Source organism: Halalkalibacter sp. APA_J-10(15) (assembly GCF_023017105.1).
GTDB lineage: Bacteria > Bacillota > Bacilli > Bacillales > Bacillaceae_D > Halalkalibacter.
This window is the reverse complement of record NZ_JALKEV010000004.1, coordinates 34,483-60,956: the sequence shown is the minus strand read 5'-3', so window position 1 is coordinate 60,956 and position 26,474 is coordinate 34,483. Positions and strand designations below refer to the sequence as shown.

Here is a 26,474-nt window from a genome sequence, read left to right as displayed (position 1 = left end):
TAGGTAAAGACAAAGTTATAAAAAATAGTGTCGAATATTATCATTGACGATTCATCTTTTATCCGATGCTAGCCAGTTGTCGTTGAAGAAAGCATGCCTTATTTCATGGAATGCTTTTCTCTCTTACCTTTTGTAAACCCATTAATATAAAGGTTGTGAGATACATGCAGAAGAACGTAACAAGCTATGAGGATTTGGAGAAGAAATTTGAAGCAGCTGGACAACCGATTCTTTCAATTTTGGAAAACATACACGATGGTTTTTTAGTCATGGATCATCAATGTACGATCATTTATTTAAATAGAGTGACTGCCACTCATCTGAAAATTAAACGTGAGGAAGTGCTTGGTAGGAATCTGTGGGTGGTTCTACCAAACGCTGTAAATAGTGAATTCCAGTATCAAATGTATAAAGCGATTTCATTAGATAAAGCATCCTGTTTTGAAAGTTTCTATGAACCGTTACAAACATATTTTGAAATGACTGTACACCCGACAAAAGAGATGGTCGTTATCTACTGTAAGGACATTACGGAACGAAGACAAAGTGAAAAGCTGATTGATCATATGAACTACTATGATATGCTAACAGGCCTCCCGAATTTAAAGCTGTTTCAAGATCGACTTGAGCAAATGATGATGTATTCAAAGAGCCATCATGAATCAATTGCTATCATGATGATTGACTTAACCCGTTTAAAAAGCTTTAAAGATCCACTAGGTTTTCAGATCAGTGATCATTTATTGAAGGAAATAGCAGCAAAATTGAAGGAGCTTATTTCTAACAATGGAACAGTATCGCGCATGAATCGAGATAAGTTTGTATGCTTCTTTGTACATTCAGAACGACAAAGGTTGTTAAAACTATTGGAGAAGATGCTATCATTGCTATCAAACCCTATTCTTATTCAAGGAGAAAGTCGCTTACTTACACCGAGTATAGGGGTTAGTATGTATCCTTTTAATGGGGAAACTCCCCAAAAATTACTATCCCAAGCTGAATCAGCGATGACCTTTGTGAAAAATAAAGGTGGTAACCAGTACTGCTTTTTTAAACAAGAGATGGAACGAGATATAAGGAAAAACTATGTACTAATGGCAGAGCTATCTAAAGCAACCCTTAATCATGAATTTCAAATGTTTTATCAGCCTTTATTTGATACAAAAACAGGCCATATTTCAAGTGTGGAGGCTCTTCTTCGCTGGAAGCATCCCGTATACGGGTACATTTCACCTTATGACTTCATTCCACTTGCGGAAGAAACTGGGGCCATTATTGGAATTGGACAATGGGTTTTGAAGGAAGCTTGTAATCAAATTAAAGATTGGCATAGTCAAGGTATTTACTCATGCTCTTTATCAATTAACTTCTCGGCAAGGCAGTTACAGCAAGAAGGGGTTGTTTCGGCTGTGAAAGAAACGATTCTAGCAACCGGAATAGAACCACATCTTCTAAAAATTGAAGTGACGGAATCTGTCATGATGGTAAATGTTGAGACTACGATTGATACGTTATATGATTTAAAAGAGATCGGTGTTCAAATTGTTATTGATGATTTTGGTACGTACTATTCATCCTTGCAATACTTAAAGAACTTTCCACTTGATATTATTAAAATAGATCGTTGTTTTATTCGAGATATGGTGGAACATTCAAAGGAGAGAGAGGTTGTTAAAATGATTATTGACCTTGGGCATCAATTAGGTATGAAAGTAGTTGCAGAAGGTGTTGAAAACGATGATCAATATAGGATGTTAAAAGAATATCAATGCGATGAAGTACAAGGGTATTTGTTTAGTAAACCTATTCCAGCAGAAGAAGTGAATCATTTTTTTATTTGAAAAAGTTAAAATAAATGATCAAGAGAAATCTAATTGATTTTATTCAAAAATGCAAATACGATGATAAGTATGGTATGGTAGGAGTATGATAACTTTTCAATTAGGAAAAAGGGTTGATTGCTATATGGGAAAGAAAAAATGGTTTTATATGTTAAAAATCGGTTTTATTTGGGGTGCGTTGTTTGCTCTTGTAAACTTTGTGTTAGACTTTTTTAGCCTTGGTGCAAATATACAAATTTTTCCACTTGCCGAAAGTGTTCTTACGCTAATTGCACGGTTTGTCATCGCTTTTCCATTTGGTTTTCTATTAGGATGGGTTCTATGGCGACGTAAGCGTAGCACATACTCAATGGAATAAGTACAGAGGCTGGGACAAAACCCTCCTCTGAAATTTCACCGACCTTCATTATTTCTTACTCTTTAAAGTAAGGGGCTGACACAGGTTCGTTCCATTGAGCTTCAGCCACTATGAGAATAACCTATCGTCAGAACTACAACCTTTATAAAAACAGCTTATTTTTCACAATAATATAAGGACAACTTTACACCAAAATAGAAAAGGTGAATTTGAGTACTCAAATTCACCTTTTTCACTATTTAAAGCTAGTTATGTCCCAGTTCAGTCTCTGTGTACTTGTTATTTCGCAAGTTTCTCTAAATTACCATTTTTATCCATTTTGAAAGCTGCACTAGACAGCGAATCCTCATCTTCCAAAATAGCCATACGTCTAGCACGGTTCATAATTTGGATAAGAGATTGGTAATCCTCTTCAATAATACTATTATCCTGTTTGATTTTCTTTAACTCTTTCTCTAGTTGCTGGTTTCGTTGCTGTAATTCTTTGTTTTCTAATTCTAGACGAGTTTTATCTGTTTCTAGTACACTTGTTTGCTGGTGGGATTGCGCTAGCTTTTGTAAGAAGGCAATCACGGCTTCAAGCGATAAATCTCCTTGATCCAGAGTAGATTCTGGCAATGCGCTCCAAAGCTGACGAACTGGTGGATAATAGGAAAAAGATGCAGCACGTTTACGTTCTTTACGTTCTTTTTTCGCTTCAGAAATTTGTTTGACAAAGCGGTTACGAACGACAGCATTCCATCTGAAACCACAAGCTGCAGATGTTCGATTTAAATGATCACCCACCTCATCAAATGCTCGTAATTGTGTACTTCCTTCTTTAATATGCTTTAATACAGTTTCTGCTAGTAATACATCATCCTCATGAGACCATGCATCTTGTCTTACTTTCATTCTGTTCAACTCCTTTTAGTTTGCTTATTTGGTACAAATTGTCTCCATTTTTTCCAAGGTTTATACAAGGATGATAGAATTTTTTTTAGAAACACGAGCGAACGAGTGAGCAAATGACAGAATTTGTTTTGCCAATAAGACAAAATGACGGTATGTGTGTATACTATATAAATGATGATATTGTCCGTAAAGGAGAGCTTTTCATGTTATTTGATTCTTTAATACAATCACCTCTTTCATATAGAATGCGACCTAGAATATTAGATGATGTGGTCGGGCAGAAGCATATCGTCGGACCGGAAACAGCATTATATAAAATGATCGAAAATGGTCACGTGCCGTCTATTTTATTCTATGGTCCTCCTGGAACAGGAAAAACATCGATTGCCAATGCGATCGCCGGAACAGTTCAGAAACCATTTAAGTCCATAAATGCGACTACGGCTGGTAAGAAGGACATCGAAGAGGCTGTAGGACAAGCACGTTCGGGAGGGAATTTAATTTTATTTATAGATGAGGTTCATCGGTTTAATAAAGCACAACAGGATTACCTTCTACCTCATGTTGAACGCGGTTTAATTACGTTAATTGGTGCTACAACTGAAAATCCATTTCATGATGTAAACCCTGCTATACGGAGCAGGTGTGGTCTAATTAAAGAATTAAAGCCTTTAACATTTGAAGATATTGAACAATTAATAAAGGATGCATTAAAGGATGACGAACGTGGATTAGGGAATAAAAAGATCAATCTGACAGATGAGACGATAAAACTGATTGCAAATTCTACAAATGGTGATGCTCGTTCAGCGTTAAATGTGTTAGAGCAAGCAGTAGAAGCTTCTATGGATAAGGACGAGGACCTTATCTATGTTTCGGAAGCTGCAGTTATAGAATGTGCTGAAAACAAGGGTTTCTCACATGATAAGGATGGCGATATTTATTATTCACTTCTTTCATGCTTGCAGAAGTCGATTCGTGGAAGTGATGTTCAAGCTGCACTTCATTACGTAGCGCGTTTAATAGAAGGTGGAGATTTAACATCAATATGTCGTCGTTTGCTTGTCATCGCCTATGAAGATATATCACTTGCAGCACCTGAGGTAGCAACTAATACGGTGGCAGCTGTTGAAGCAGTAGAACGGTTAGGGTTACCTGAAGCGCGTATTCCACTTGCGAATGTCGTAATTCAGCAATGCTTATCTCCAAAGTCCAATAGTGCTTACAAAGCACTGGACTATGCAATTGAAGATGTACGTAAAGGGCAAATTGGCGAAATACCTACTCATTTGAAGGATGCTCATTATGCAGGAGCAAAAGAATTAGGTCATGGTGAAGGCTATAAATACCCACACAATTATCCGAATTCCTGGGTCAATCAGCAATACCTTCCTAATCTTTTAATAGGTAAACAGTATTACAGTCCGAATGAAAATGGATTTGAAAAACAATATTATAAAGTGTTTCATCGCTTAGAAGAGTTAAAGTTGCACAAATAAGGTTGTAACGTTTTGTAAAGCTCATGTAAAGATTTCAAATGATACTAGATGAAAAGAGGGGATTGTTTTAAGATAGACCTTATGAGACAGGAAGGGAGGAATTTGCGTGCAAGAAACAAAGCCAAAGTGGCGTATACTTCTTGAAATCTTTCTCATATCAACAAGACTGGGATTAACTTCATTTGGAGGACCTGTTGCTCATCTGGGTTATTTTCATGAAGAATATGTGAGACGAAGAAAATGGATGGATGAGAAAAGCTATGCGGATTTAGTAGCTTTGTGTCAATTTTTACCAGGGCCGGCGAGCAGTCAAGTTGGAATGGGAATAGGCCTAATGCGTGGAGGGTTAATAGGGGGAGTCATCTCCTTTATTGGATTTACATTTCCTTCGGTTGTTGTACTCATTTTATTTGCACTTGTATTATTACAGTATGGTGCTCTTGATGCTGGCTGGATACAAGGATTAAAAATCGTCGCGGTTGTCGTTGTCGCGCATGCAATCCTTGGTATGGCTAAGAACTTAACTCCTGATGTGAAGAGAAAAACAATTGCCATGGCTGCTGTTGTCATCGTTCTTATATGGCAAGCTGTGTTCTCGCAAGTAGTGGTTATTTTAGGAGCTGCTGTAGTTGGATATTTATTATATCGCAATCAAAAGATAGATGATTCTGCAGCTGGTCGTTCTTTTCCTATTACTCGTCGAGTAGGTACGTTTTGCTTACTACTATTTGTTGGATTATTAATTTCTTTACCGATTTTACGTGAGCTAACCTCCTCGACACTCGTTGCGATGATTGATAGTTTTTACCGTGCTGGATCACTTGTGTTCGGTGGTGGACATGTTGTTTTGCCTTTACTCGAACGTGAGTTTGTACCGACTGGTTGGTTGACAGAGGAACAGTTTTTAGCAGGGTACGGTGCGGCACAGGCAGTACCTGGCCCATTGTTTACATTTGCTAGTTACATAGGTGCGGTTATGAATGGATGGTTAGGTGGAATCATTGCCACAGTTGCCATTTTCACTCCAGCATTTTTGCTCGTATTCGGCGCTTTACCGTTTTGGGATCAATTACGCCGCAATGAAAAGGTGAAAGGAGCGCTAATGGGGGTTAATGCTGCCGTAGTCGGAATTTTACTTGCGGCATTATACGATCCTATTTTCACAAGCGCGATTACAACAAGTGTTGATTTCTCCTTTGCCGTTCTGTTATTTGGTATGCTAGTCTTTTGGAAACTACCACCTTGGGTTGTCGTTTTAACAGGAGCAATCGGTGGATCGCTATTAGCGATATTCATCTAACTATACGAAATAACTTGGAGAGTTCTGTTGAATGAATTGCTTAAAAAAGGAACTTGTAACGCAAGCAAGTAACAATCATAGTGAAGGTAACTGGGAAGCTAGTTGTAAAAGGTTATGTTGACGAGGACAGCAGAGGCTAGGTTACACTTGGGTTGATTTCAGCCTGTCGATAAAGTCTCGCAAAAGCGAGATAGTCGACAGGCTTTTTTAATTAGTTGCCACGATACGGTGCTTCGACCTTGCTCCAGATCCGCAGGAGGGCGTTGAACTAGCAAGCACGCCGGTAGATTTCAACCTGCCCTCAATACACATAAGTTTACAAATATTAGTATTTGTACACAGTGGATGAAATATATGTTATGGTAATAATCAATTCATTTAACTATAAGAAAGCTGAAACTTTTAAGGTGTTTGTAACGTATGTCTAATTAAGTACTTTTTAAGGAGAGGGGTTTTATGATATGTCGTTAGTGCTTGATGACGTAACGAAGCAGTTTGGTTCATTTACGGCTGTAGATCATTTATCATTAGATATTCCTGAGAAACAAATTTTTGGTTTTCTTGGAGCAAATGGCGCTGGAAAAACAACGACTTTTCGCATGATTCTCGGATTGATGGATCAATCAGGTGGAAAGATTTCATGGAATGGGGAAAGAATCGATTATAGTAAAAGTGATGAAATTGGCTATTTACCTGAAGAACGCGGCTTATATCCGAAGCTGAAAGTGCGTGATCAAATTATTTATTTAGGTAAGCTTCGTGGGATGAAAAAAAATGATATTTTAACAGAATTAGAGAGTTGGCTTGAACGATTCAAAGTTCCAGAATATATTGATAAGAAAATTGAAGAGCTTTCGAAAGGAAATCAGCAAAAAATCCAGTTTATTTCAGCCGTTATACATAATCCGAAACTTCTCATTTTAGATGAACCGTTTTCTGGTCTTGACCCGGTGAATGTGGAATTACTAAAGGAAGCGGTTGTTGATTTAAAGGAAAAAGGCACAACGATTCTTTTCTCGTCACATCGAATGGAGCATGTGGAGGAGCTGTGTGAGTACCTATGTATTCTTCAACATGGGAAACCGATCGTTCATGGTGGATTAAGAGAAATCAAGCGCTCTTTTGGGAAGAAAAATGTGACCGTTCATGCCGACTTTGACATCGAATTTCTTGCTGAGATTGATGGTGTTATCAGATTGAAGAAAACGACAGAGGGTGGAATATTGCAAATCTCTAATGAAGAGGTTTCTCAACAAGTGTTATTAGCTCTTCAAGGTAAGGGATTTGTACGGAAATTTGAGCTAGAGGAGCCGACTTTACACGATATTTTCATTGAGAAAGCTGGTGAATCCTATGAATAAATTCTGGATTGTTCTTTCACACACGTATTTAAGTCGTGTAAAAACCAAATCATTTATCATAACGACGGCATTATTTTTACTGTTTATTTTTGCGATGGTTAATTTACAGTCAATTATTGAATTATTTTCTTCTGATGAGGAAGAACAAACTGTAGCTGTATTCGATGAAAGTGATTATTTGTATGATGTTTTATCGGAAAGTATGGAGCAGGTCGATCCTTCTATTCAATTATTTGAATATGATGGTACGTTAGAAGAGGCAGAAGAAGCTGTTTTAAATGGTCAGCATGATGGAGTTTTACAATTATTTACCGATCAAAATGAATTGCCTATGGCTTCCTATCATACGAATCAATTTACAGATACTATGATACAATCCCATATCGAAGCACAGCTTCAACAAATGAAAGTAGCCCTTGCAACGAGTCAAGCTGGGATTGATGAAGACGTACTCGCAAGTATTTATGCGCCGGTTTCATTTGAAACAGTGGCGATTGATAGTGGAGATGGTAGTTCAACAAGAACAGAGGAGCAAATTTCAGGAGCAATTGGACTCGTGTATATTATTTTGTTTCTGTTGTATTTTGCCGTCATAACGTATGGAAATATGATTGCGATGGACATTGCCAATGAGAAGACTTCAAGAGTTATGGAAATATTGATTTCAAGTTCATCTCCAGTAAGTCAAATGTTTGCAAAAATCCTTGGTATTGCACTATTAGGATTGACACAATTTGTAGTCATTATCTTATTTGGCTATATACTCATTCAGCAAAAACAAGATGAAGCTGCCGGAAGTATGTTTGAATTCTTTGGGTTAATGGATGTTGATCCAGCGACATATATATATGCGATTGTCTTTTTCTTGCTTGGTTATCTTCTATACGCAACAATGTCAGCTATGCTTGGCTCTATTGTAAGCCGGATTGAAGATGTTCAGCAATTAATGATGCCTGTTATCATATTAATTGTGATTCCGTTTATGATTGCGATGTTCAGCTTGACCACGCCAGATTCAACGCTGGTTACTGTTACTTCATTTATTCCATTCTTCACACCAATGCTTATGTTCTTAAGAGTAGGTATGCTAGATGTTCCAATGTGGGAAGTTGGATTGAGTATTGGCTTCATGCTTGTGACAATCGTGATACTTGCGATAATCGGGGCGCGAGTGTACAGAGGTGGGGTCTTAATGTATGGAACATCAACTTCATTGAAAGATTTTAAGCGAGCCTTACAATTATCGAAAAAGGAATAAGTAAAAAGAGGGTTAGTTCGAAAAGGATAGTGCCTTTTCAAACTAACCCTTTTGTACATTTTAAAATTGAAATTTTTCAATTGTGTAAGGATATTCAAGGAGATTGTCAGCTATGGTTGTTTTAAACTAGCACGATGCAATTAAGAAAAAACCTACTGGAATGTTTCTTATTGAAATACACTACATTGCCATTTCTGATAAACGTATATGAAAATGGCAATAATAGTCGTCAGAGCGTATACACCCCACGCATTCATTTCTTGTAATTGATATAGGCCAATTCGCTGAAACCATGGACTAATGACAAATGATAGAATGGCATCGATAACTAAGTTGACCATTATAAATAACCAAAAGCGTTAAAAGGTTAAGGTCAGAATAATAACGGTTCCTACAAGGAACGCTCCATACACAAATGGTGTGACAACATTTAGGATGAAAATGTTTTCTTTTATTACCCACCAATTAAAATTGTCAGCGATTTGGAAAACAATTTTAATAATCAAAGCTCCAAAAAGTCCAGCGGGTAAATATCGTTTTACTACTTGTTGATTAATGAAAATAAGGAGAACCCAAGGAGCAAGAAATAGTGTCCATTAAACGAATTGGTTAAACATTCATTCACCTCAAATTTATTCGTCCATTGAAATACTTCTATTTTATAAACTTTGTTAGTATTTACTTTTCTATACATGGGAAGGTTGATAATGATGAGAAAAAATGCGCAGCAGTATATTCCTCAAAAAGAAGAAACTCCGAAGATTTACTTCGGAGTTTCTTCTTTTTGAGGAATCCAGTTGAAAATTTCTTTAGATTCGATACTATCAACAAGACGATTTAGCCAATCATAATATTCAAGTGCATATTCGAGTTTTTCCTTATCCGTTGTAGCCGCTTTCTTTATTTCTTCAGAAGTATCTGAATGATCAATTAATTCTATTAATTCTCCTAATGATTTTGAAATATGATCTATGTTGGATTGAATTCCTTTTCGCCATTTAACAGAGAAAAGGTCTGCAAACGTTTGGTACCAGTCATCTGTTGATTCGTACAAATCTTTACGAGTGCCCTTTTTCCACACTTTTTCAACCATTTTCAACTCTTGTAGCTGTCTTACTGATGTGCTCATACTTGTTTTACTCATTCCAAGCTCGTCTTTCATTGTATCAAGAGTCATCGGTTCTTTGTTAAAGTAAAGCAACCCATATAATCGACCGACTGACTGATTCACTCCGTAAAGGTGTAAATTTTGAGCGAGCGAGTCTATACAACGAGATCTTGCTTTCTCTAGTTTCTCAACATCCTTCATCCGACCACGTCCCCATCATTTTCTCGTATAGATATAGATATAGATTAGCACAAGGGTTTTGAATTGTAAAAATGAGAGATATGAGGATTTGGTCGCATATGGTAGGAATTCTATGTATTAAGCGCAAAATGTTCATACAGTATAAACTGTATGAACTTAACAAGCTTAATAAGCCTTAATTTCGGCTTTGTATTATTGTCCTGCTATTTTTATAATACGAGAGTAGTTGTGAAACGGAAAACCTTAGAGACGAAGGTGAAATAATGATAGAAAGAGATGTGAAGATTAAGGTCGAAGCTGTTACAAAAATATTTGGAAAAAATGTAAAGCAGGCCTTACAGAAATTAAAAGAAGGAAAAACAAAGCAAGAAATTCTCGAAAAGACAGGCTGTACAGTTGGGGTTAATCAAGCAAGCTTCGAGGTTCATAAAGGCGAAATTTTTGTGATTATGGGACTGTCAGGAAGTGGGAAATCAACACTTGTTCGATTACTTAATCGCTTAATTGATCCAACAAACGGTCATGTATTTATTAATAATCAAGATGTCGTGAAGATGAGTAAGGAGCAATTACGAGAGGTTAGAAGAAAAGAAATTAGTATGGTTTTCCAAAAATTCGCCTTGCTTCCTCACTATACGATTTTACAAAATGCAGAGTATGGTCTTGAAATTCAAGGAATACCTAAGGAAGAACGTAAAGTTAAGGCATTACAATCGTTAGAACTTGTTGGATTAAAAGGGTATGAAGATCAGTACCCAAGTCAATTAAGCGGTGGAATGCAGCAACGTGTCGGTTTAGCACGGGCACTAGCAAACGATCCTGACGTGTTATTAATGGATGAGGCGTTCAGTGCGTTAGATCCACTTATACGAAAAGATATGCAGGATGAATTACTAGATTTACAGTCTACGATGGAGAAGACGATCGTCTTTATCACACACGATTTAGATGAGGCGTTACGTATTGGTGATCGAATTGCCCTTATGAAAGATGGGAATATCGTTCAAGTCGGTACACCAGAAGAAATTCTAATGAATCCTTCTAACCAATATGTAGAAAGATTTGTCGAAGATGTTGATCTTTCTAAAGTGTTAACAGCTGAACATGTGATGAAACGCGCAGAGTCGATTCAGCTTGAGAAAGGTCCGAGAGTTGCTCTTCAGTTGATGAAGGAACGGGGTATTTCTTCTCTTTACGTAGTGAATAAGCAAAAGAAATTACTCGGTGCATTAACAGCCGATGCAGCGACGAAGGCAATTGAAGATAAGGTTAGCATCTCAGATGTAATGACTACAAATGTAACAGTTGTTCGTCCAGATATTGTCTTGACTGATTTATTTGAGAAAGTATCACAAGCTGGAGTTCCTGTAGCGGTGACTGATGAATCTGATCGTTTAAGAGGAATCGTCGTTAAGGGAGCCGTCATTGGCGCTTTAGCTGGAAATGAAGAACATATTAACAATCTGACTGAATCTACAATTGGGGAGGTGAAGTAATGGATTCGATACCGAAACTCCCTATTGCAGAAAATATTGATTTATTTATTAATTGGTTAACAGCTAATTTAAGTGGTCTATTTGATTTTATTAGTTTTATATTAGGTGGAATTGTAAATGGTATTGAAACAGTTTTGCTTATTTTACCTCCGATCTTATTTATTCTAATTATTGCTGCGATAGCTTGGAAGACAAGTAAGTGGCGGATGGCGATTTTTACGATTGCTGGGCTACTTTTAATATGGAATTTAGGTTATTGGGACGGAATGACAAAAACATTGGCACTTGTACTAACAGCTGTTATTGTGTCTGTTGTCATTGGGATACCTATCGGAATTTGGGCATCACAAAAAAGTATCGTCAAACAAGTCGTAACACCTATTTTGGACTTAATGCAAACAATGCCTGCATTTGTCTACTTAATTCCAGCTATTTTCTTTTTTAATATTGGTGTCATTCCTGGTGTTGTGGCGTCTGTTATTTTTTCGATGCCACCGACAATTAGATTAACGATACTAGGTATTCAACAAGTACCAAAGGATTTAATTGAAGCGACAGAAGCGTTTGGTTCAACAACGAAGCAGCGTCTTCTGAAGGTGCAGCTTCCACTTGCAATGCCGACGATTATGGCCGGCATTAATCAAAGTATTATGTTAGCTCTATCAATGGTCGTTATTGCAGCAATGGTCGGTGCGCCTGGACTTGGTGCAGAGGTTTACCGCGCTGTCACTCAGGTTCGAACAGGTACAGGTTTTGAAGCTGGTCTGGCGATTGTTATTATTGCAATCATTCTAGACCGGATTACTCAAAATATAGGAAACAAAAAACAAGGGGGAACACAGTAATGTTAAAAAAATTACTAGGAGTAACAACTGCAACAGTATTCGCGTTAGGTTTAGTTGCATGTGGAAGTGATGAGCCAGTAGATGGAGGTTCTGAATCCGAGGAGCCAGCAGGAGAAGGCACAGAAGAGGCAACAGGGTTTGATGGTGGATCTGTCGATTATCAAATTGTTGGAATTGACCCTGGTGCAGGGCTTATGAATATTACGATGAATGATGTATTACCTGAATATGGACTTGAAGATGATTGGACAGTTGTGGAAAGCTCAAGTGCAGCAATGGTCGCTTCATTAACAAGTGCTTATGAGAATGAGGAGCCAATTATTGTAACTGCATGGAGTCCACACTTTAAGTTTAATAACTTTGATCTTAAATATTTAGAAGATCCACAAAATATTTTTGGCGACACAGAAGATATTCATACAGTTGTTCGATTAGGCTTAGATGAGGAGCAACCAGAAGCATACCGATTTTTAAATCAATTCCAATGGGAACCTGATCATATCGAGTATGTAATGGCTCTTATTGACGAAGGTGCAGCTGAGGAAGCAGCAGCAGAGCAATTCGTACAAGAAAATGAGGATCTTGTTGCAACATGGACTGATGGTGTTGAAGCAGTAGAAGGTGAAGAGCTCGAGCTTCTTTATGTAGCTTGGGAAGAAACGATTGCAGCGACAAATGTTGTAGGCCATGTTCTTGAAACGTTAGGCTTTGATGTGACATTAACTCAAATTGATGCGGGTCCAATGTGGGCTGGTATTGCATCAGGTAGTGGAGATGCGATTGTTTGTGCATGGTTACCGACGACTCACGCTGAATATTATGCAGAATATGAAGGCCAATTTGAAGATTTAGGTTCAAATCTTCACGGAACACAGTTAGGATTAGCTGTTCCAACTTACATGGAAGATATTCATTCAATTGAAGATTTAGTAGTAGAATAATGATTGAAAACGCGCAAGTATGATTGCGCGTTTTTTCCTTTTAAAAAAGACCCCTAACTGAGTTTTTCTTAAAGGAAAAAGGATGGTTTTGTCGAATTAATAGAGTCTACACAAAAATTCATGTGTAGAGAAAGGTGAGAATAGATGAGTCGAGAAGAGTTGAGAAAAGCTGAGATACGAGAGTTGAAATATGAACAGGTTGGTGTGGCGATGACCTGTCGCTCCTACACGGAATATGAGCAAATGTTTCAATTGAGACAAACCATGAAAGGTAAAGTATTAGATGTTGCAGCAGGAGCATCTTCTTTTACAGCGGAAGCGCTGAAAAGGGGGATCGATGCATATGCAGTGGATCCTCAATATGAAAAGTCTGTAAATGTATTACAGGAAGAAGGCAGCAATGAGCTGTTACTAGCTAGAAAGAAGCTGTTACATGCATATGAGTTATTTAATTGGGAAACGTATGGATCGATTGATAAGTTAATGAAATTGAGAGAGCGATCGTTAACTATGTTTTTAAATAACTATGTAGAATGTAAAGAACGTTATATAAATGGGCAGCTTACCCTATTACCTTTTGCGAATAACCAGTTTTCCCTTATTGTATGTAGTCATTTTTTGTTCCTATATGGGAAGAAGTTTACATTTGATTTTCACGAAAGGTCATTGCGTGAGCTAATCCGCATTTGTGAAGTTGGTGGTGAGATTCGGCTCTACCCATTATTAGGTTTTGATGGAGATTTGTATCCGCATGTAGATGAACTAAAGCAAAGGCTATCTGAATTACCTGTTACGATTAAACAAGCTAAGGTTGATTTCCAGTTTGTAAAAGGTGCCACACATATGCTAGTCCTTACGAAGTGATCAAAACAGTGGAGACCGAAAATTCTCGTTTCGGTCTCCTGATTTACATTTGAATTATATTGGCATCGATTTTGCGAATAACCCCTATTGCGAGCCGGTTTAGCAATGACTTTAATGTTGTAGAGATAAACGTATGTTTCCAAGTCCATCCCTTCTTCCAACGAATGAGCGACGTGTTTTGGACAGCCCATAGCTCAATCAATAACATTGGAATTGTAAATAGAAAAATTTTTACGGTTATAGGAAAGACGGAATCATTTCGAGTTACTTGATTATAGTAAACCATTATGGTTGGATAAACGAGGATATCAAACAAAAAATTCCCTTTCAAAATTTTTGGAAATAACCTAGTCGGATAGGACAGCATATCTTTTGAAACGAAAAAGGCGTCAATAAAAACATTAGAAAATCCATTCATAAAATAAACAAGCAACCAATCTTTAATAGATGGTTTTTTCAATAAATAAATGAGAGAAATAATAGACGTAACTAAAACTCCCCATAATATCTTTTGTTCGGTTTTTTCTTTCATGAAATAAACCCTTTCTTTATTAGTCGATTAATCTGTGTATACGGTTGAATATTTTTTTGTAGCCATAGTAGAATCGGCCCCTTAAGAAAACGAGTTTCTAAAGGGACTTGAAAGCGAATCATGTAAAATATGAGAGAAATTGTGGATAGCCCCCATGTCAATATAGGTCTTAGTTGAAATAAATAGCTGAACGTATACATTTTAAAGTAGATAAAGCATGACCAGAAAATATTCCAGCCATTATGGTAGGTAATTAATTTAGACTTGGATGCTATATATTCAATACATGTCGATCCTAATGTCCATGTTAAAATATAGATGGTCTGTTTACTTAATGTTTTTGGAAAATAAGCCAAACAGCTGAGTACGAGTAAAGGAGTACCGATAAATAAATGTAAAGCACGTAATACATAAATATTGAACTCCCCTGGGTTGAAATCCCATAACAGCCTCCTTTTAAATAAATAATAATAACAAGAATTAATGAATGCAACGTATAATAAACTTTTGTAATATTCAGGGAATATTTTCCATGTCCGTAAGAAAACATTTATAAAAATCATCACTAAAATGAAGCCAAGGTGTTTTTGTTTCATCATGTTCTCCTTTTGTTTATCAGTCAGTGGTTATAAATTAGTATATCCTTAACGGTATTCATCATGCATAATGACCTAACTTGAAAAGTGTGTAACATTTACATGGAATGTCACACACTCTGTAACCTAGGAATGAAAAGAATGAAACAAATAGTCATATTGCTTCGTTTCAGTTGGAGTCTCTGTTATTTTATTTTCCTTTATGCAAACAGAGGCAAAGATAAGTATCGTGCTACACATGAAAATGAGTGAAATAAGTCCTTGGACAAATATCATAATTTTCCTCCTTTCTCTACTTGAGAACATCGTATATTATGAAATGCGTTTCAGAACAAGTAGTAATTTACTAAAATGGAGTTGTAAATAAAATGGCCAATATTCATGATATTGCAAAAATGGCAGGTGTATCAGTCACGACCGTATCGCGTGTATTAAATGGGCATAGGTATGTTCGTAAGGAAAAGAAAGAAGCGGTTTTACGTGCGGTGCGAGAAAGTAACTATCACCGCAATATAAATGCAGTTCACTTGAGTAGAGGGAAAACGTCCTTAGTTGGAGTGGTCGTTCCATTTGCGAATGATCCATATTTTGGGTTACTCATTGAAGGGATAACAAGGGCTGCTGCTAATCATGGCTACCACCTCGTACTCGTTCAGACAAATTATGATGAGAAAAGAGAGCTTGAGGCCTTAAAGATGTTAGAAAATCGTCAAATAGATGCACTCATTATTTGTTCACGTCAAAGCACATGGGATATAATTGAAGCTTATATGAATGAAGGATCGATCGTTATGTGTGAGGATACTCGTGGCAAAGGAGTCTCTGCAACGTTTGTCAATCACTATCAAGCATTTATGATGGCGCTTGATTATTTGTATGATAACGGGCATCGAAATATAGGCTATTGTGTCGGTCGGAGGAATGGGGCAAATAGTCTCCGGCGAGCTCAAGCGTATAAGGATTTTCACAATAAGTATTCTCTCAGCTTGAACGAAGCGAATATTTTTTATGAATGTTACCACTTAGAGGATGGACAAAGAGTGGCTAAGAAGCTTAGTACAATGGAAGATCGACCGAGCGCAATGCTTATAACAAGTGACCAAGTTGCAGCTGGTGTTATGACATGTTGTCTAGAAGAAGGCATAAAGGTTCCAAAAGACTTGGCTTTAATGGGGTTTGATAATCAACCAATCGCGAAGCTAATGCATTTAACAACCATTGAAATCCCAATTGTTAAATTGGGTGAAAAGTTGTTTCAGCAAGCCATTCAAAATAATAAAGAACCTACATATGAAGAGGTTATTGTCAAACTCATTGAACGGGAAACTGTCTAACTGCATAAATCAATGGATCATGCTATAATGGCTAAGAATTAGTTGGTTGGGACGATAAGAGGCTTTGTTGATATGAATTTATTAAAGAAATGAGGTTGACATATGAAGATTTCGACAAAAGGACGTTACGGTTTAACGATTATGATTGCATTAGCAAAAAAATATGGTGAAGGTCCAGTATCATTAAAATCAATTGCGAAGGATTATAATCTTTCGGAGCATTACTTAGAGCAGCTTATTGCTCCGTTGCGAAATGCGATGCTAGTTAAAAGTGTTCGTGGTGCTTATGGTGGATATATGCTAGCGAAGGAAGCACAAGAGATTACAGCTGGAGATATCATTCGCGTATTAGAAGGGCCTATTACACCAGTTGAAGTGATGGAGGATGAAGAACCAGCTAAACGTAATCTATGGATGAAAATCCGTGATGCAGTGAAAAATGTACTAGATGAAACAACGTTAGATGATTTAGCGACATTTGAGGATGATGGAAAACAAGAATATTACATGTTCTATATATAATGTAGAAAGTCGGTGAAAAGAAGTGGAGTTTGTGTATGTTGATCATGCAGCGACATCTCCGGTACATCCAGATGTACTTGAAGCAATGATGCCTTATTATGGACCGGAATATGGAAATCCATCGAGTATTCATAAAGCAGGAAGGAGAGCTCGAGCTGCCTTAGATCAGGCTCGTTCAACGATGGCGACACTTCTTGGAGTGAAGGAACAGACGTTAATCTTTACAAGTGGTGGTACGGAAGCGGACAATTTAGCGATTATCGGCTATGCTCTTGAGCATCAAGCAAAGGGGAAGCATATCATTACTTCGCAAATTGAGCATCATGCGGTTATTCATGCATGTCAAGAGTTAGAAAGGCGTGGATTTGATGTAACGTATTTACCTGTTGATACATCTGGGACCATCAGCCGCGAGTCTGTAGAGAAAGTATTACGTAAGGATACGATTTTAGTAACATTAATGTATGGTAATAATGAAGTTGGTACAATTCAGCCCATTGTAGAAATTGGTGAGCTGTTACTTGAGCATCAAGCTGCTTTTCATATAGATGCTGTTCAAGCGTGTGGTGCCCTCAACCTAAATTTCAATACACTCCCAGTAGATATGGCTTCAATTTCCGCACATAAGGTTAATGGTCCTAAAGGTGTAGGTTTACTCTATACTACGAAGCGATTAAAGCCATTGGTATATGGGGGTGAACAAGAACGAAAGCGACGTGCTGGAACAGAAAATGTTGCAGCCATCGTAGGGTTTGCCAAAGCATTAGAGTTAGCTACTAAGTCTATTCAAGGCCGAAGAGAGCAATATGAGTTGTTTTCACAACAGCTTGTGGATCGCTTATTAAAAGAAGAAATTGAATTTACGATTAATGGTCACCAGTATAACCGTTTACCACATATTATGAACATAAGTTTTTTAGATGTACAGATTGAGCCGCTATTAATGAATTTGGATTTGGCTAATATCGCAGCTTCAAGTGGTTCTGCATGTACGGCAGGTTCTGTAGAGCCTTCTCACGTTCTTGTAGCGATGTTTGGTAAGGATGATGAACGGTTAACTTCAGCAATCCGGTTTAGTTTTGGATTAGGAAACACAAATGAACAAATTGAGTATGTCGCAAAACAGACAGCTAAGATTGTGAAGCGACTTAAGCAGACAGAGCAATTTATTTAAACAGAGGTGATCAAAGTGAACAAACGACCTGAGGAAACCCGTGTCGTTGTTGGGATGTCAGGAGGTGTAGATTCATCAGTGACAGCTTTGCTGTTAAAGGAGCAAGGCTATGATGTAATTGGCATCTTTATGAAAAATTGGGATGACACAGATGAAAATGGTGTGTGTACGGCAACAGAAGATTATGAAGACGTCATTCGTGTATGTAATCAAATCGGAATCCCTTATTATGCAGTGAACTTTGAAAAGGAATATTGGGATAAAGTTTTCACGTATTTTCTTGAAGAATACAAAGCCGGAAGAACACCTAATCCTGATGTCATGTGTAATAAGGAAATTAAGTTTAAAGCCTTCTTAAATCATGCGTTGACACTTGGAGCTGATTATGTCGCTACTGGACATTATGCGCAAGTGGAATGGCGTGATGGTCGAGCTCATTTATTACGAGGGCGGGATGAGAATAAGGATCAAACATATTTTCTTAATGCGCTATCTGAAAAGCAATTATCAAAAACGATGTTTCCTATTGGGCATTTACCGAAAAATGATGTTCGTAAAATAGCCGTCGAAGCTAATTTGGCAACAGCAACGAAAAAGGATAGTACAGGTATTTGCTTTATTGGGGAGCGAGACTTTAAAGAGTTTCTTGCACAATATTTGCCTGCTCAGCCTGGTGAGATGCAAACGGTGGAAGGTGAAGTAAAAGGGACTCATGATGGATTAATGTATTATACGCTTGGCCAGCGTCAAGGACTAGGAATTGGTGGTGCTGGTGAACCTTGGTTTGTGATTGGGAAGGATATTGAGCGCAACGTTTTAATCGTTGGACAAGGGTTTCATCATGAAGGTCTTTACTCAGAGGCTCTCGATGCAATTGATCTAAATTGGATTAATGAAAAGCCGATAACAGAGTTTCGATGTACGGCGAAATTTCGCTACCGTCAAAAGGATGAGCCTGTTACGGTTACACCAAATGAAGATGGAACGGTTCTGGTAACTTTTGATGAGCGTCAACGGGCTATTACACCAGGGCAAGCTGTCGTGTTTTATGATGGTGATGTTTGTTTAGGTGGAGGGACTATAGATCGTGTCAGTTCATCTTACCCGTTACATGAAAAGTTAGCTAAATACTCTTAATATTACGACTTAGAAGCCTTGCTTTTAGGTCGCTTTTACTGATAAAAAGGTTGTGAATATATGACGATGATGGAGCAAGGAATCCAGCACATGAATGAACAACAGTATGAGGAAGCAGCGAAATGTTTTACCGCTGCGATAGAAGAGAATCCGAAAGATCCAACTGGTTACATTAATTTTGGTAATTTACTTGGTATTGTGGGAGATGTTGAGCGCTCGCTTGCATTTTTTGACAAGGCGATTGAATTAGATGAGCATGCAGCGACGGCGTATTATGGTGCTGCTACGATTTATTACAAAAAAGATCAATTTGAAGAAGCGGTTAAACTCTTTAGAAAGGCCGTCATGGAAAAATTAGATGAGCCAGATGTCCATTTTATGCTTGGGATGAGCTATTACCAGCTTGGCTCATTACCTCATGCGCTAAGTTCATTAAAAAGAGCAGTTGAATTAAATGGGGATGATGTTGATGCCAGGTTTCATTACGGTCTTTGTTTGGCACAACTAGAACAAGTGGACGAAGCACTTAACGAGTTTAGACAGGTTGTTGAGAAAGACGAGAATCATGCTGACGCCTTCTTTAATTTAGGGGTGGCTTATGCTTATAAGGATCAGGTTCAATTAGCATTAGATTCATTCAATAAAGCGCTAGACATTCAACCAGATCATATGCTTGCGGCAAATGGAAAGAAAACGATTGAAAATGCCTTAAAGTAAGGGTGGAATAAGGATGAATGATGAAATTGAAACGGTCGAAAGAGGTTATGTAAAAGGAACGATTCTTCATATTTTGTTTCGTAATGATGAAAACTATTATACAGTTGCCCTAGTTCGTGTTGAAAAGACAAATGAAGAGCTTGAGGATAAAAAGCTAACAGTTGTTGGAGTTCTCCCACAATCAGAGCCAGGTGAAACATTTTTATTCTATGGGCAATTCGCCGAGCATCCCAAATTTGGTCTGCAGTACAAAGTGGATCAGTTTAGACGAGATCTGCCACATACCAAAAGTGGTATTATTCAATATTTATCAAGTGATCGATTTCCTGGAATTGGTAAGAAGACGGCTGAGACAATCGTTGATAAATTAGGTGAACGGGCGATTACACGAATTGTTGAGGATCGAACAGTGTTGTATGATATTCCGAAGCTAACGAGACAAAAAGCCGATCACCTTTATTCAGAGTTGATTGAACAGCAAGGTGTAGAGCAAGTATTATTAGAGCTATCAAAGCATGGATTTGGTGTGGAACTTTCATTAAAAGTGTACCAAGCTTATAAAATACAAGCACTTGATATCATTCAAACAAATCCATACAAGCTGATTGAAGATGTTGATGGAATTGGTTTTAGACGAGCGGATATACTAGGAGCTGCGATTGGTATTACGGGTAATCACCCTGATCGAATACGAGCAGGCTGTTTATTCTTCATTCAAGAGTTTTGTTTGCAGGAAGGCCATGTTTTTTTATATCGCGATCAATTTGTCCCTCAAGTGATTTCACTTCTCTCTACGCCACAACTTAGTATTGAAATGAACGAAGTGGAGCAGCAGCTTCTCATGATGGCTGAAGATGATTTAATTGTGGAAGAAGATGACCGTGTATATATGAAGACATTATTTTTTGCGGAGAAAGGCATTGTAACGAATGTACGCCGTATATTATCACAAGAGGTAGAAGCTGAATTTCCGGAAGCTGAATTTCTAAAGGAATTGGGAAAGCTAGAAGAAGAGCAAAAGCTTTCTTATGCAAATTCACAAAAGGAAGCTATTCAAACGGCTCTTTCTTCACAAATGATGATTTTAACAGGTGGTCCAGGGACAGGTAAGACTACTGTTATAAAAGGAATTGTTGAATTGTATGCAAGGTTACACGGATTGTCACTCGATCCAAATGCATATTCTAACTCAAACCCGTTTCCAGTTTTACTCGTTGCACCAACAGGACGTGCAGCAAAGCGAATGAATGAATCAACTGATTTACCAGCGACAACGATCCACCGGTTACTTGGATGGAGTGGGAATGGTGGAGGCTTTGAAAAAGGGGACCATGAGCAAATTGATGGTGAATTACTGATCGTTGATGAGAGTTCGATGGTTGATATTTGGTTGATGAATCAACTATTGAAGGCCGTTCCACAGAAAATGCAAGTCATTTTCGTTGGAGATCAAGATCAATTACCTTCAGTTGGCCCAGGACAAGTATTAAAGGATTTTCTTGAGTCTAACGTTATACCTACGGTTCATTTAACCGATATTTATCGACAAAAGGAAGGATCATCTATCATAGATTTGGCTCATTCGATTAAAGGTGGACATGTTCCTGAATCACTAGCTGAGCCACAAGCAGATCGGCGCTTTTTCCCTTGTCAGTTAGACCAAGTGAAAGAAGCTGTTTCACAAATTTGTGAAAATGCCGTCAAAAAAGGTTTTACCGCTAAGGATATCCAAGTGCTTGCACCGATGTATAAAGGTCAAGCAGGTATTACGGAATTAAACCTCCTTTTACAGGAGCTATTTAATCCAAAGAAAGAAGGAAGGCGAGAGCTGAGCTTTGGTGACATTGTTTATCGGACAGGTGATGTTGTATTGCAGCTTGTGAATAATCCTGAGGAGCATGTATATAATGGCGATCGTGGTGAAATTGTCGCCATTTTTTATGCGAAGGAAAATGTAGAAAAACAAGATCAACTTGTTGTTTCATTTGATGGGAAGGAAGTAGTTTATCCGAAGCGTGAACTTAATCAAATTACTCATGCGTACTGCTGCTCCATTCATAAGTCTCAAGGCAGTGAGTTTCCAATTGTCGTGATGCCGGTATTACGAAGCTATGCGAGAATGCTTAGACGTAATTTAATTTATACGGGCATTACACGAGCAAAGCAGTTCTTGTTATTGTGTGGAGAACTATCTGCATTTAGGTCTGCGATCACACAACAAAATGAGTTAGAGCGTCATTCGATGTTAAAAGATAAACTAGAACAAATGGCGAGTGGAAAAAGTCAACTAGTATAAAGATTATAGCCTTGCAGATGCTATAAATGTTCGGAAGGTGGCGATAGCTTTGCGGACATTTTCAATAATAGAAGGTTTTCCGGTCATTGAGCAAGCGACAGGTCAAGAGTGTGGTCATGTGAATGACTTAGTGTATAAGGAAGGTAGGATATTGGGGTTACTCGTTGATCCAAAAGGTTGGCTTACAAGACAGCGCTTATTACCTATTTCTGATGTGAAAAGCTTTGGCAAAGACGCTATTATGATTACGAGCTCTAAGAAACTCCAATTGTTTGAACGAAAACATGATTTTTTATTGAAGCATGGAAAGAATCGACTACAAGGAATGACCTTGCTTTCTCAAGAAGGTGAGAAGCTAGGTTTGATGGAAGATGTATATTTTCAAGAAGAAGTGGGGACAATCGTAGGGTATGAAGTGACAGAAGGATTAATCGCTGATCTAATGGAGGGTCGAAAAGTCGTTAAGAGTGAAGAACCATTAACGATTACCAAAGGGCGAGCGATTATGACCGAGTAAGAAAGGAGCTCGTATCATGCGTTGTCCAAATTGCCAAAGTAAAGATATCGGGAAAATTGGAACAAACCAGTATTATTGCTGGAGCTGTTTTGTCGAAATGACCTTATCAGATGGGAAGCTTTCTATGCATCAAGTTGAGGAGGATGGCACACTCAGTTCATTGGATGACCTATTTGAGGACCATGATTTAGAAATCGAAATGGAAGCCAACTAAATAGGTGGTGACAGTTATGAGGAAAGCTGTAACAACTTCATTAATTGCAATCGGAATTGGAGCTGCGGCATGGACGATGAATGACCGTAGAAGGTCGAATCGATTCCAGCAAATGATGAAGCCTGTGAATAAGATGTTTAAATAATCGTAAAAGACAAGTCCAAAAGGGCTTGTCTTTTCAGTATTAGATCGTAATAAGACATTCGCTTTTTCTTAGAAGACTAGTAAAAAAGTTTGTAGTATACTAGTTTTTAATGGAACGTGTAGGAGGAGCATCTGTGAAATTGTCTTTAAAGAAAAATTATTACATACTTGTAATCGTTGTATTTGCCGGTTTTTTATTGTTTGGCATATCTGAAAATGTTCGAGGGCCTGCGATTCCACAAATACAGTCTGATTTTCAAATTGGTGAAGCACAGCTTGGTTTGTTGTTAGCCTTAAATTCTTTGGGGTTCTTACTAGCCTGTATGTACACATCTATTTTAGCCAATAAAATTGGAATTAAAGCAACTACGATCATTGCCTTCATCGCCATGGCGCTGTCGGGTGTTTGTTTATTTGCTTCGACCTCATTTCCTTATTTAACAGCATCTTTCTTTTTTTTATATGTTGGGAACGGGATGCTCGAGATCGCTTTAGCTATTATAGCGGCTCAAATTTTTAAAAACCATACTGGAACGATGATGAACCTTTCGCACTTTTTTTATGGACTAGGGTCGACAGTCGCACCTATAATGGCTGCTTCTCTTATGGGGTGGGAATTTGGAGGAGAAGAACTTGGTTGGCGTTTTATGTACATGATAGTCCTCTCACTAACGATATTGCCGATAATCCCGACTTTAATTGCTCGTTTTTCAAACGAAGAGGAGGAAGATGGAGAAGAAAACATTTCAATTAAAAAGCTAATGAAGGATCGCATCGCTTGGACGATTGTCATCTTATTAACATTTGGTGTGACGGCAGAGCTTGCAACTGCAAGCTGGTTAGTCAATTATTACGTTCATGTGTTTCAGTGGACGATTGAAGATGCTTCAAAGATTTTGTCATTATTCTTTTTCTTTTTTATGCTAGCAAGGCTCTTTCTAGGTCCTGTAACAGATAAAATTGGGTACATACATTCGATTTTATTGTTTTCTCTGTTTTCAAGTGTATGTGGCATTATTGGGATAGCATTAGGCAATGATGGTGCAATTGTTATTGCCCTTGCTGGAGCTGGGATTGCACCCATTTATCCAACTGTAATGGCATTACTCGCAAAACGCTATGCGAAAGGGACTGGCACCGCGATTACATTTACTGTCTCGTTAATGGGTATCGGAAGTGTCGTGATCAATTTATTTATTGGGTTTTTCATTGAAGCAATTAATGCTCTTTCTGATCGATATGAACTATTAATGGGGGGCAATATTGGTATGCAAGTTGGCTTTGCCTTTATTATTACAACACCTGTTGCGTGTGTCATTTGCTGTTTCATTTTATTAAAATTGTTTAAAAAAGAAGGGAAATTTGTGTGAAAGAAATATTTAACATAAGAAGTGCGCTGCTCTTAAAAGAAAGAGCAGCGCTTAATACTACTGTTAATGTTATGTCCTTTTGATCGTTCCATCCTCACTAAAGAAGCGTGCAATGCTTTGTTCTACCTGAGGATCTAAAATGAGTGGTGGGGCATGGTGAGGTTTCATCCGTGCATCAATGATCATCGTATCACAGCCCCAATGCTTAAATTGATAATAGCTATTAACTCCATAGATGTCATGTGAAGGATTACTTCTCGTAAAGGTGGCCCATAAGAAATTAGAAAGAGTCTCACTTAGAAACTTACTATCGTCACACAGGATCATAAGTGGACATGAAGACAAATCCTCATTACTAGCTAGTGTAGTAGTTAATTCCTCTAATTCGATTTGTGCTTGTTCATAGCTCAAAAATTCAGTGCCTTCTATTGCTACTACACCTGGAAAGACAATGGAAGGATTATGGACAATTGAGAGTTCTTCTAATACTTTTGGGATGGTTGTACAAAGCTCTCGTTTCTTATTTCCATAAGCTGCAATTATGACTTTACTTCCAGAATTAAGACCTGTTCCAGAGTAATCAAGCGTATCAATGGTCGTATTCGTTTGAAAATGAAGGTCACGCCGAAGATCTATTCGTTCGAGAATATGCGTTAAAAAACGTTCTTCATCATGTGTCGAAATGGGATCTGTATCTTCAGCTGTAATGAATAAATATTTCGCTAAGCTTAATTGTCCTGTTCCTAAAATGTTGTTTGCGATTGTCATTAATTCTGACGGTCGTTTCACTTCCTCATATGGTGTGTAGCGTTCACTACCAATGGCGAATAGAAGAGGGTGAACCCCTGAAGCATCAACCGCGTGGACTTCCTTAACGCCAGGTATTTGTTGTTTGACAGCATCACCTGTTAATTCATGAATTAATTCACCGAATGATGTATCCTCCTGAGGAGGTCGTCCAACAACGGTAAATGGCCAAATGGCATTTTTGCGAGCAAAAACCTTGTGAACACGCATCATCGGAAAAGGGTGGGTAAGGCTATAATAGCCGAGATGGTCACCGAATGGCCCCTCTTGCTTCGTTTCATTTGGATGAATCTCTCCTGTAATAACAAAGTCTGCATCATGACTAACGCAGTAGCCATCAACATAACTATATCGAAAACGTCTACCTGCTAATAAGCCGGCAAAAGTAAGCTCACTAAGTCCTTCAGGAAGTGGCATAACAGCAGATAATGTGTGAGACGGTGGCCCGCCGATGAAAATACTCACTTTGAGTGGCTCACCCTTTTTTATTGCTTTTGTTTGGTGTACACCGAGGCCACGGTGAATTTGATAATGGATTCCTACTTCCTTATTAGGTTCATAGTCATTTCCGCTAATTTGAATACGATACATTCCTAAATTAGCATTCATGATTCCAGGCTTGTCAGGATCTTCGCTATACACTTGGGGTAATGTGACAAAAGCACCTCCGTCATCAGGCCAGTGATGAATATGTGGCAATTCAGCAATTGTAATTTCCTCCAAGTGAGAAGGTAAACCATTTCTTTTCTTCAACGGTAACGCCTTTGAAGCAGCTAAACCTGATTGAACATGCTTCAACGGTTGCTTCAACGCTTTCATAGGATCATTCCGTAATTGGATGACTTTTTCAGTTGGATTCCATGTTTTACGAAACATATATTTACTACGTTCGATTGTGCCGAAAAGATTAGAGATAGCGGGATATTTTGATCCTTTAATATTCTCAAATAAGATCGCTGGACCTCCTTTTTCATATACCTTTAAATGGATCGCAGCCATTTCAAGATAAGGATCGACCTCTTCTTTAATACGAATCAGTTCACCTTTCTGTTCTAAATCTAATATACATTCCTCTAGAGATTGATACATTGACGAAAGCTCCTTACGAAGACAGATTTATTACTAGTATACCGTTTTTATTGATGACC

27 protein-coding genes are annotated in these 26,474 nt (G+C 38.0%); 20 read left to right on the top strand and 7 right to left on the bottom strand.

Going from position 1 to position 26,474, the window contains the following annotated elements:
* Positions 1-164 precede the first annotated feature (164 nt).
* On the top strand, positions 165-1,841 hold the full coding sequence (locus MW695_RS06185) for an EAL domain-containing protein (RefSeq protein ID WP_247104244.1): 1,677 nt from the start codon (positions 165-167) through the stop codon (positions 1,839-1,841).
* 124 nt (positions 1,842-1,965) lie between these two features.
* A complete protein-coding gene (locus MW695_RS06180; RefSeq protein ID WP_247104243.1) occupies positions 1,966-2,199 on the top strand; it encodes a hypothetical protein in 234 nt (77 codons plus the stop codon).
* Between the two features lie 279 nt (positions 2,200-2,478).
* Here the strand turns inward: MW695_RS06180 and MW695_RS06175 are convergent, their stop codons facing one another.
* Positions 2,479-3,093 carry an RsfA family transcriptional regulator gene (locus MW695_RS06175; RefSeq protein ID WP_247104242.1) on the bottom strand — a complete coding sequence of 205 codons (615 nt, stop codon included), beginning with the start codon at positions 3,091-3,093 and terminating at the stop codon, positions 2,479-2,481.
* Positions 3,094-3,296: 203 nt separating this feature from the next.
* Between MW695_RS06175 and MW695_RS06170 the strand changes: the two genes are divergently transcribed.
* The 4 genes from MW695_RS06170 to MW695_RS06155 all read left to right on the top strand — a co-directional run bounded on the left by MW695_RS06170 (position 3,297) and on the right by MW695_RS06155 (position 8,511).
* Positions 3,297-4,592: a replication-associated recombination protein A gene (locus tag MW695_RS06170; protein ID WP_247104241.1), complete on the top strand. Its 1,296-nt coding sequence runs from the start codon at positions 3,297-3,299 to the stop codon at positions 4,590-4,592.
* A gap of 106 nt (positions 4,593-4,698) precedes the next feature.
* Entirely contained in the window at positions 4,699-5,892 is a 1,194-nt protein-coding gene (locus tag MW695_RS06165; protein WP_247104240.1) for a chromate transporter, read from the top strand.
* A gap of 461 nt (positions 5,893-6,353) precedes the next feature.
* Entirely contained in the window at positions 6,354-7,253 is a 900-nt protein-coding gene (locus MW695_RS06160) for an ABC transporter ATP-binding protein (protein WP_247104239.1), read from the top strand.
* A complete protein-coding gene (locus MW695_RS06155) occupies positions 7,246-8,511 on the top strand; it encodes an ABC transporter permease (protein ID WP_247104238.1) in 1,266 nt (421 codons plus the stop codon). The genes MW695_RS06160 and MW695_RS06155 overlap by 8 nt, the downstream gene beginning before the upstream one ends.
* 167 nt (positions 8,512-8,678) lie before the next feature.
* Here MW695_RS06155 and MW695_RS06150 read toward each other — a convergent pair whose 3' ends face one another.
* Positions 8,679-8,852 (bottom strand): hypothetical protein, encoded by a 174-nt coding sequence (locus MW695_RS06150; RefSeq protein ID WP_247104236.1) that lies wholly within the window; start codon positions 8,850-8,852, stop codon positions 8,679-8,681.
* Positions 8,853-9,274: 422 nt separating this feature from the next.
* Entirely contained in the window at positions 9,275-9,820 is a 546-nt protein-coding gene (locus MW695_RS06145; protein WP_247104235.1) for a GbsR/MarR family transcriptional regulator, read from the bottom strand.
* 263 nt (positions 9,821-10,083) lie between these two features.
* On the opposite strand from MW695_RS06145, the gene MW695_RS06140 reads away from it, so the two are divergent.
* From MW695_RS06140 to MW695_RS06125, 4 genes are all read left to right on the top strand, one after another.
* On the top strand, positions 10,084-11,316 hold the full coding sequence (locus MW695_RS06140; protein WP_247104234.1) for a quaternary amine ABC transporter ATP-binding protein: 1,233 nt from the start codon (positions 10,084-10,086) through the stop codon (positions 11,314-11,316).
* Entirely contained in the window at positions 11,316-12,161 is an 846-nt protein-coding gene (locus MW695_RS06135) for an ABC transporter permease (RefSeq protein WP_247104233.1), read from the top strand. Before MW695_RS06140 ends, MW695_RS06135 begins: the two co-directional genes overlap by 1 nt.
* Complete coding sequence (locus tag MW695_RS06130) at positions 12,161-13,102, top strand: glycine betaine ABC transporter substrate-binding protein (RefSeq protein ID WP_247104232.1); 942 nt, start codon at positions 12,161-12,163, stop codon at positions 13,100-13,102. Before MW695_RS06135 ends, MW695_RS06130 begins: the two co-directional genes overlap by 1 nt.
* A gap of 144 nt (positions 13,103-13,246) precedes the next feature.
* Positions 13,247-13,966, top strand: coding sequence for a class I SAM-dependent methyltransferase (locus tag MW695_RS06125; RefSeq protein ID WP_247104231.1), 720 nt, complete (start codon positions 13,247-13,249; stop codon positions 13,964-13,966).
* Positions 13,967-14,009: 43 nt separating this feature from the next.
* On the opposite strand, the gene MW695_RS06120 is transcribed toward MW695_RS06125, so the two are convergent.
* The 3 genes from MW695_RS06120 to MW695_RS06110 all read right to left on the bottom strand — a co-directional run bounded on the left by MW695_RS06120 (position 14,010) and on the right by MW695_RS06110 (position 15,370).
* Positions 14,010-14,498 (bottom strand): CBO0543 family protein, encoded by a 489-nt coding sequence (locus MW695_RS06120; RefSeq protein WP_247104229.1) that lies wholly within the window; start codon positions 14,496-14,498, stop codon positions 14,010-14,012.
* Entirely contained in the window at positions 14,495-15,094 is a 600-nt protein-coding gene (locus tag MW695_RS06115) for a CBO0543 family protein (protein WP_247104227.1), read from the bottom strand. Before MW695_RS06115 ends, MW695_RS06120 begins: the two co-directional genes overlap by 4 nt.
* 126 nt (positions 15,095-15,220) lie before the next feature.
* A complete protein-coding gene (locus MW695_RS06110; protein WP_247104225.1) occupies positions 15,221-15,370 on the bottom strand; it encodes a hypothetical protein in 150 nt (49 codons plus the stop codon).
* 92 nt (positions 15,371-15,462) lie between these two features.
* Here MW695_RS06110 and MW695_RS06105 point away from each other — a divergent pair, with 92 nt between their 5' ends.
* The 10 genes from MW695_RS06105 (at position 15,463) to MW695_RS06065 (ending at position 24,519) form a co-directional block, all read left to right on the top strand.
* On the top strand, positions 15,463-16,428 hold the full coding sequence (locus MW695_RS06105; RefSeq protein WP_247104223.1) for a LacI family DNA-binding transcriptional regulator: 966 nt from the start codon (positions 15,463-15,465) through the stop codon (positions 16,426-16,428).
* Positions 16,429-16,530: 102 nt separating this feature from the next.
* A complete protein-coding gene (gene cymR / locus MW695_RS06100; protein ID WP_247104221.1) occupies positions 16,531-16,950 on the top strand; it encodes a cysteine metabolism transcriptional regulator CymR in 420 nt (139 codons plus the stop codon).
* 22 nt (positions 16,951-16,972) lie between these two features.
* Entirely contained in the window at positions 16,973-18,124 is a 1,152-nt protein-coding gene (locus tag MW695_RS06095; RefSeq protein ID WP_247104220.1) for a cysteine desulfurase family protein, read from the top strand.
* 15 nt (positions 18,125-18,139) lie between these two features.
* The gene (gene mnmA, locus MW695_RS06090) at positions 18,140-19,261 is read left to right on the top strand and encodes a tRNA 2-thiouridine(34) synthase MnmA (protein WP_247104219.1); all 1,122 of its coding nucleotides are present in this window, start codon (positions 18,140-18,142) and stop codon (positions 19,259-19,261) included.
* Positions 19,262-19,321: 60 nt separating this feature from the next.
* Positions 19,322-19,978, top strand: coding sequence for a tetratricopeptide repeat protein (locus MW695_RS06085; RefSeq protein WP_247104218.1), 657 nt, complete (start codon positions 19,322-19,324; stop codon positions 19,976-19,978).
* Positions 19,979-19,991: 13 nt separating this feature from the next.
* Complete coding sequence (gene recD2, locus MW695_RS06080; protein ID WP_247104217.1) at positions 19,992-22,274, top strand: SF1B family DNA helicase RecD2; 2,283 nt, start codon at positions 19,992-19,994, stop codon at positions 22,272-22,274.
* A 49-nt stretch (positions 22,275-22,323) separates the two neighbouring features.
* A complete protein-coding gene (locus MW695_RS06075; protein ID WP_247104216.1) occupies positions 22,324-22,791 on the top strand; it encodes a PRC-barrel domain-containing protein in 468 nt (155 codons plus the stop codon).
* Positions 22,792-22,807: 16 nt separating this feature from the next.
* Positions 22,808-23,005, top strand: a complete 198-nt coding sequence (locus tag MW695_RS06070) for a hypothetical protein (protein WP_247104215.1) — start codon at positions 22,808-22,810, stop codon at positions 23,003-23,005.
* Positions 23,006-23,021: 16 nt separating this feature from the next.
* A complete protein-coding gene (locus MW695_RS22660) occupies positions 23,022-23,150 on the top strand; it encodes a DUF3918 family protein (RefSeq protein WP_260505870.1) in 129 nt (42 codons plus the stop codon).
* Positions 23,151-23,283: 133 nt separating this feature from the next.
* On the top strand, positions 23,284-24,519 hold the full coding sequence (locus MW695_RS06065; RefSeq protein WP_247104214.1) for an MFS transporter: 1,236 nt from the start codon (positions 23,284-23,286) through the stop codon (positions 24,517-24,519).
* A 69-nt stretch (positions 24,520-24,588) separates the two neighbouring features.
* Here the strand turns inward: MW695_RS06065 and MW695_RS06060 are convergent, their stop codons facing one another.
* The gene (locus tag MW695_RS06060) at positions 24,589-26,415 is read right to left on the bottom strand and encodes a UbiD family decarboxylase (protein ID WP_247104213.1); all 1,827 of its coding nucleotides are present in this window, start codon (positions 26,413-26,415) and stop codon (positions 24,589-24,591) included.
* Positions 26,416-26,474 lie beyond the last annotated feature (59 nt).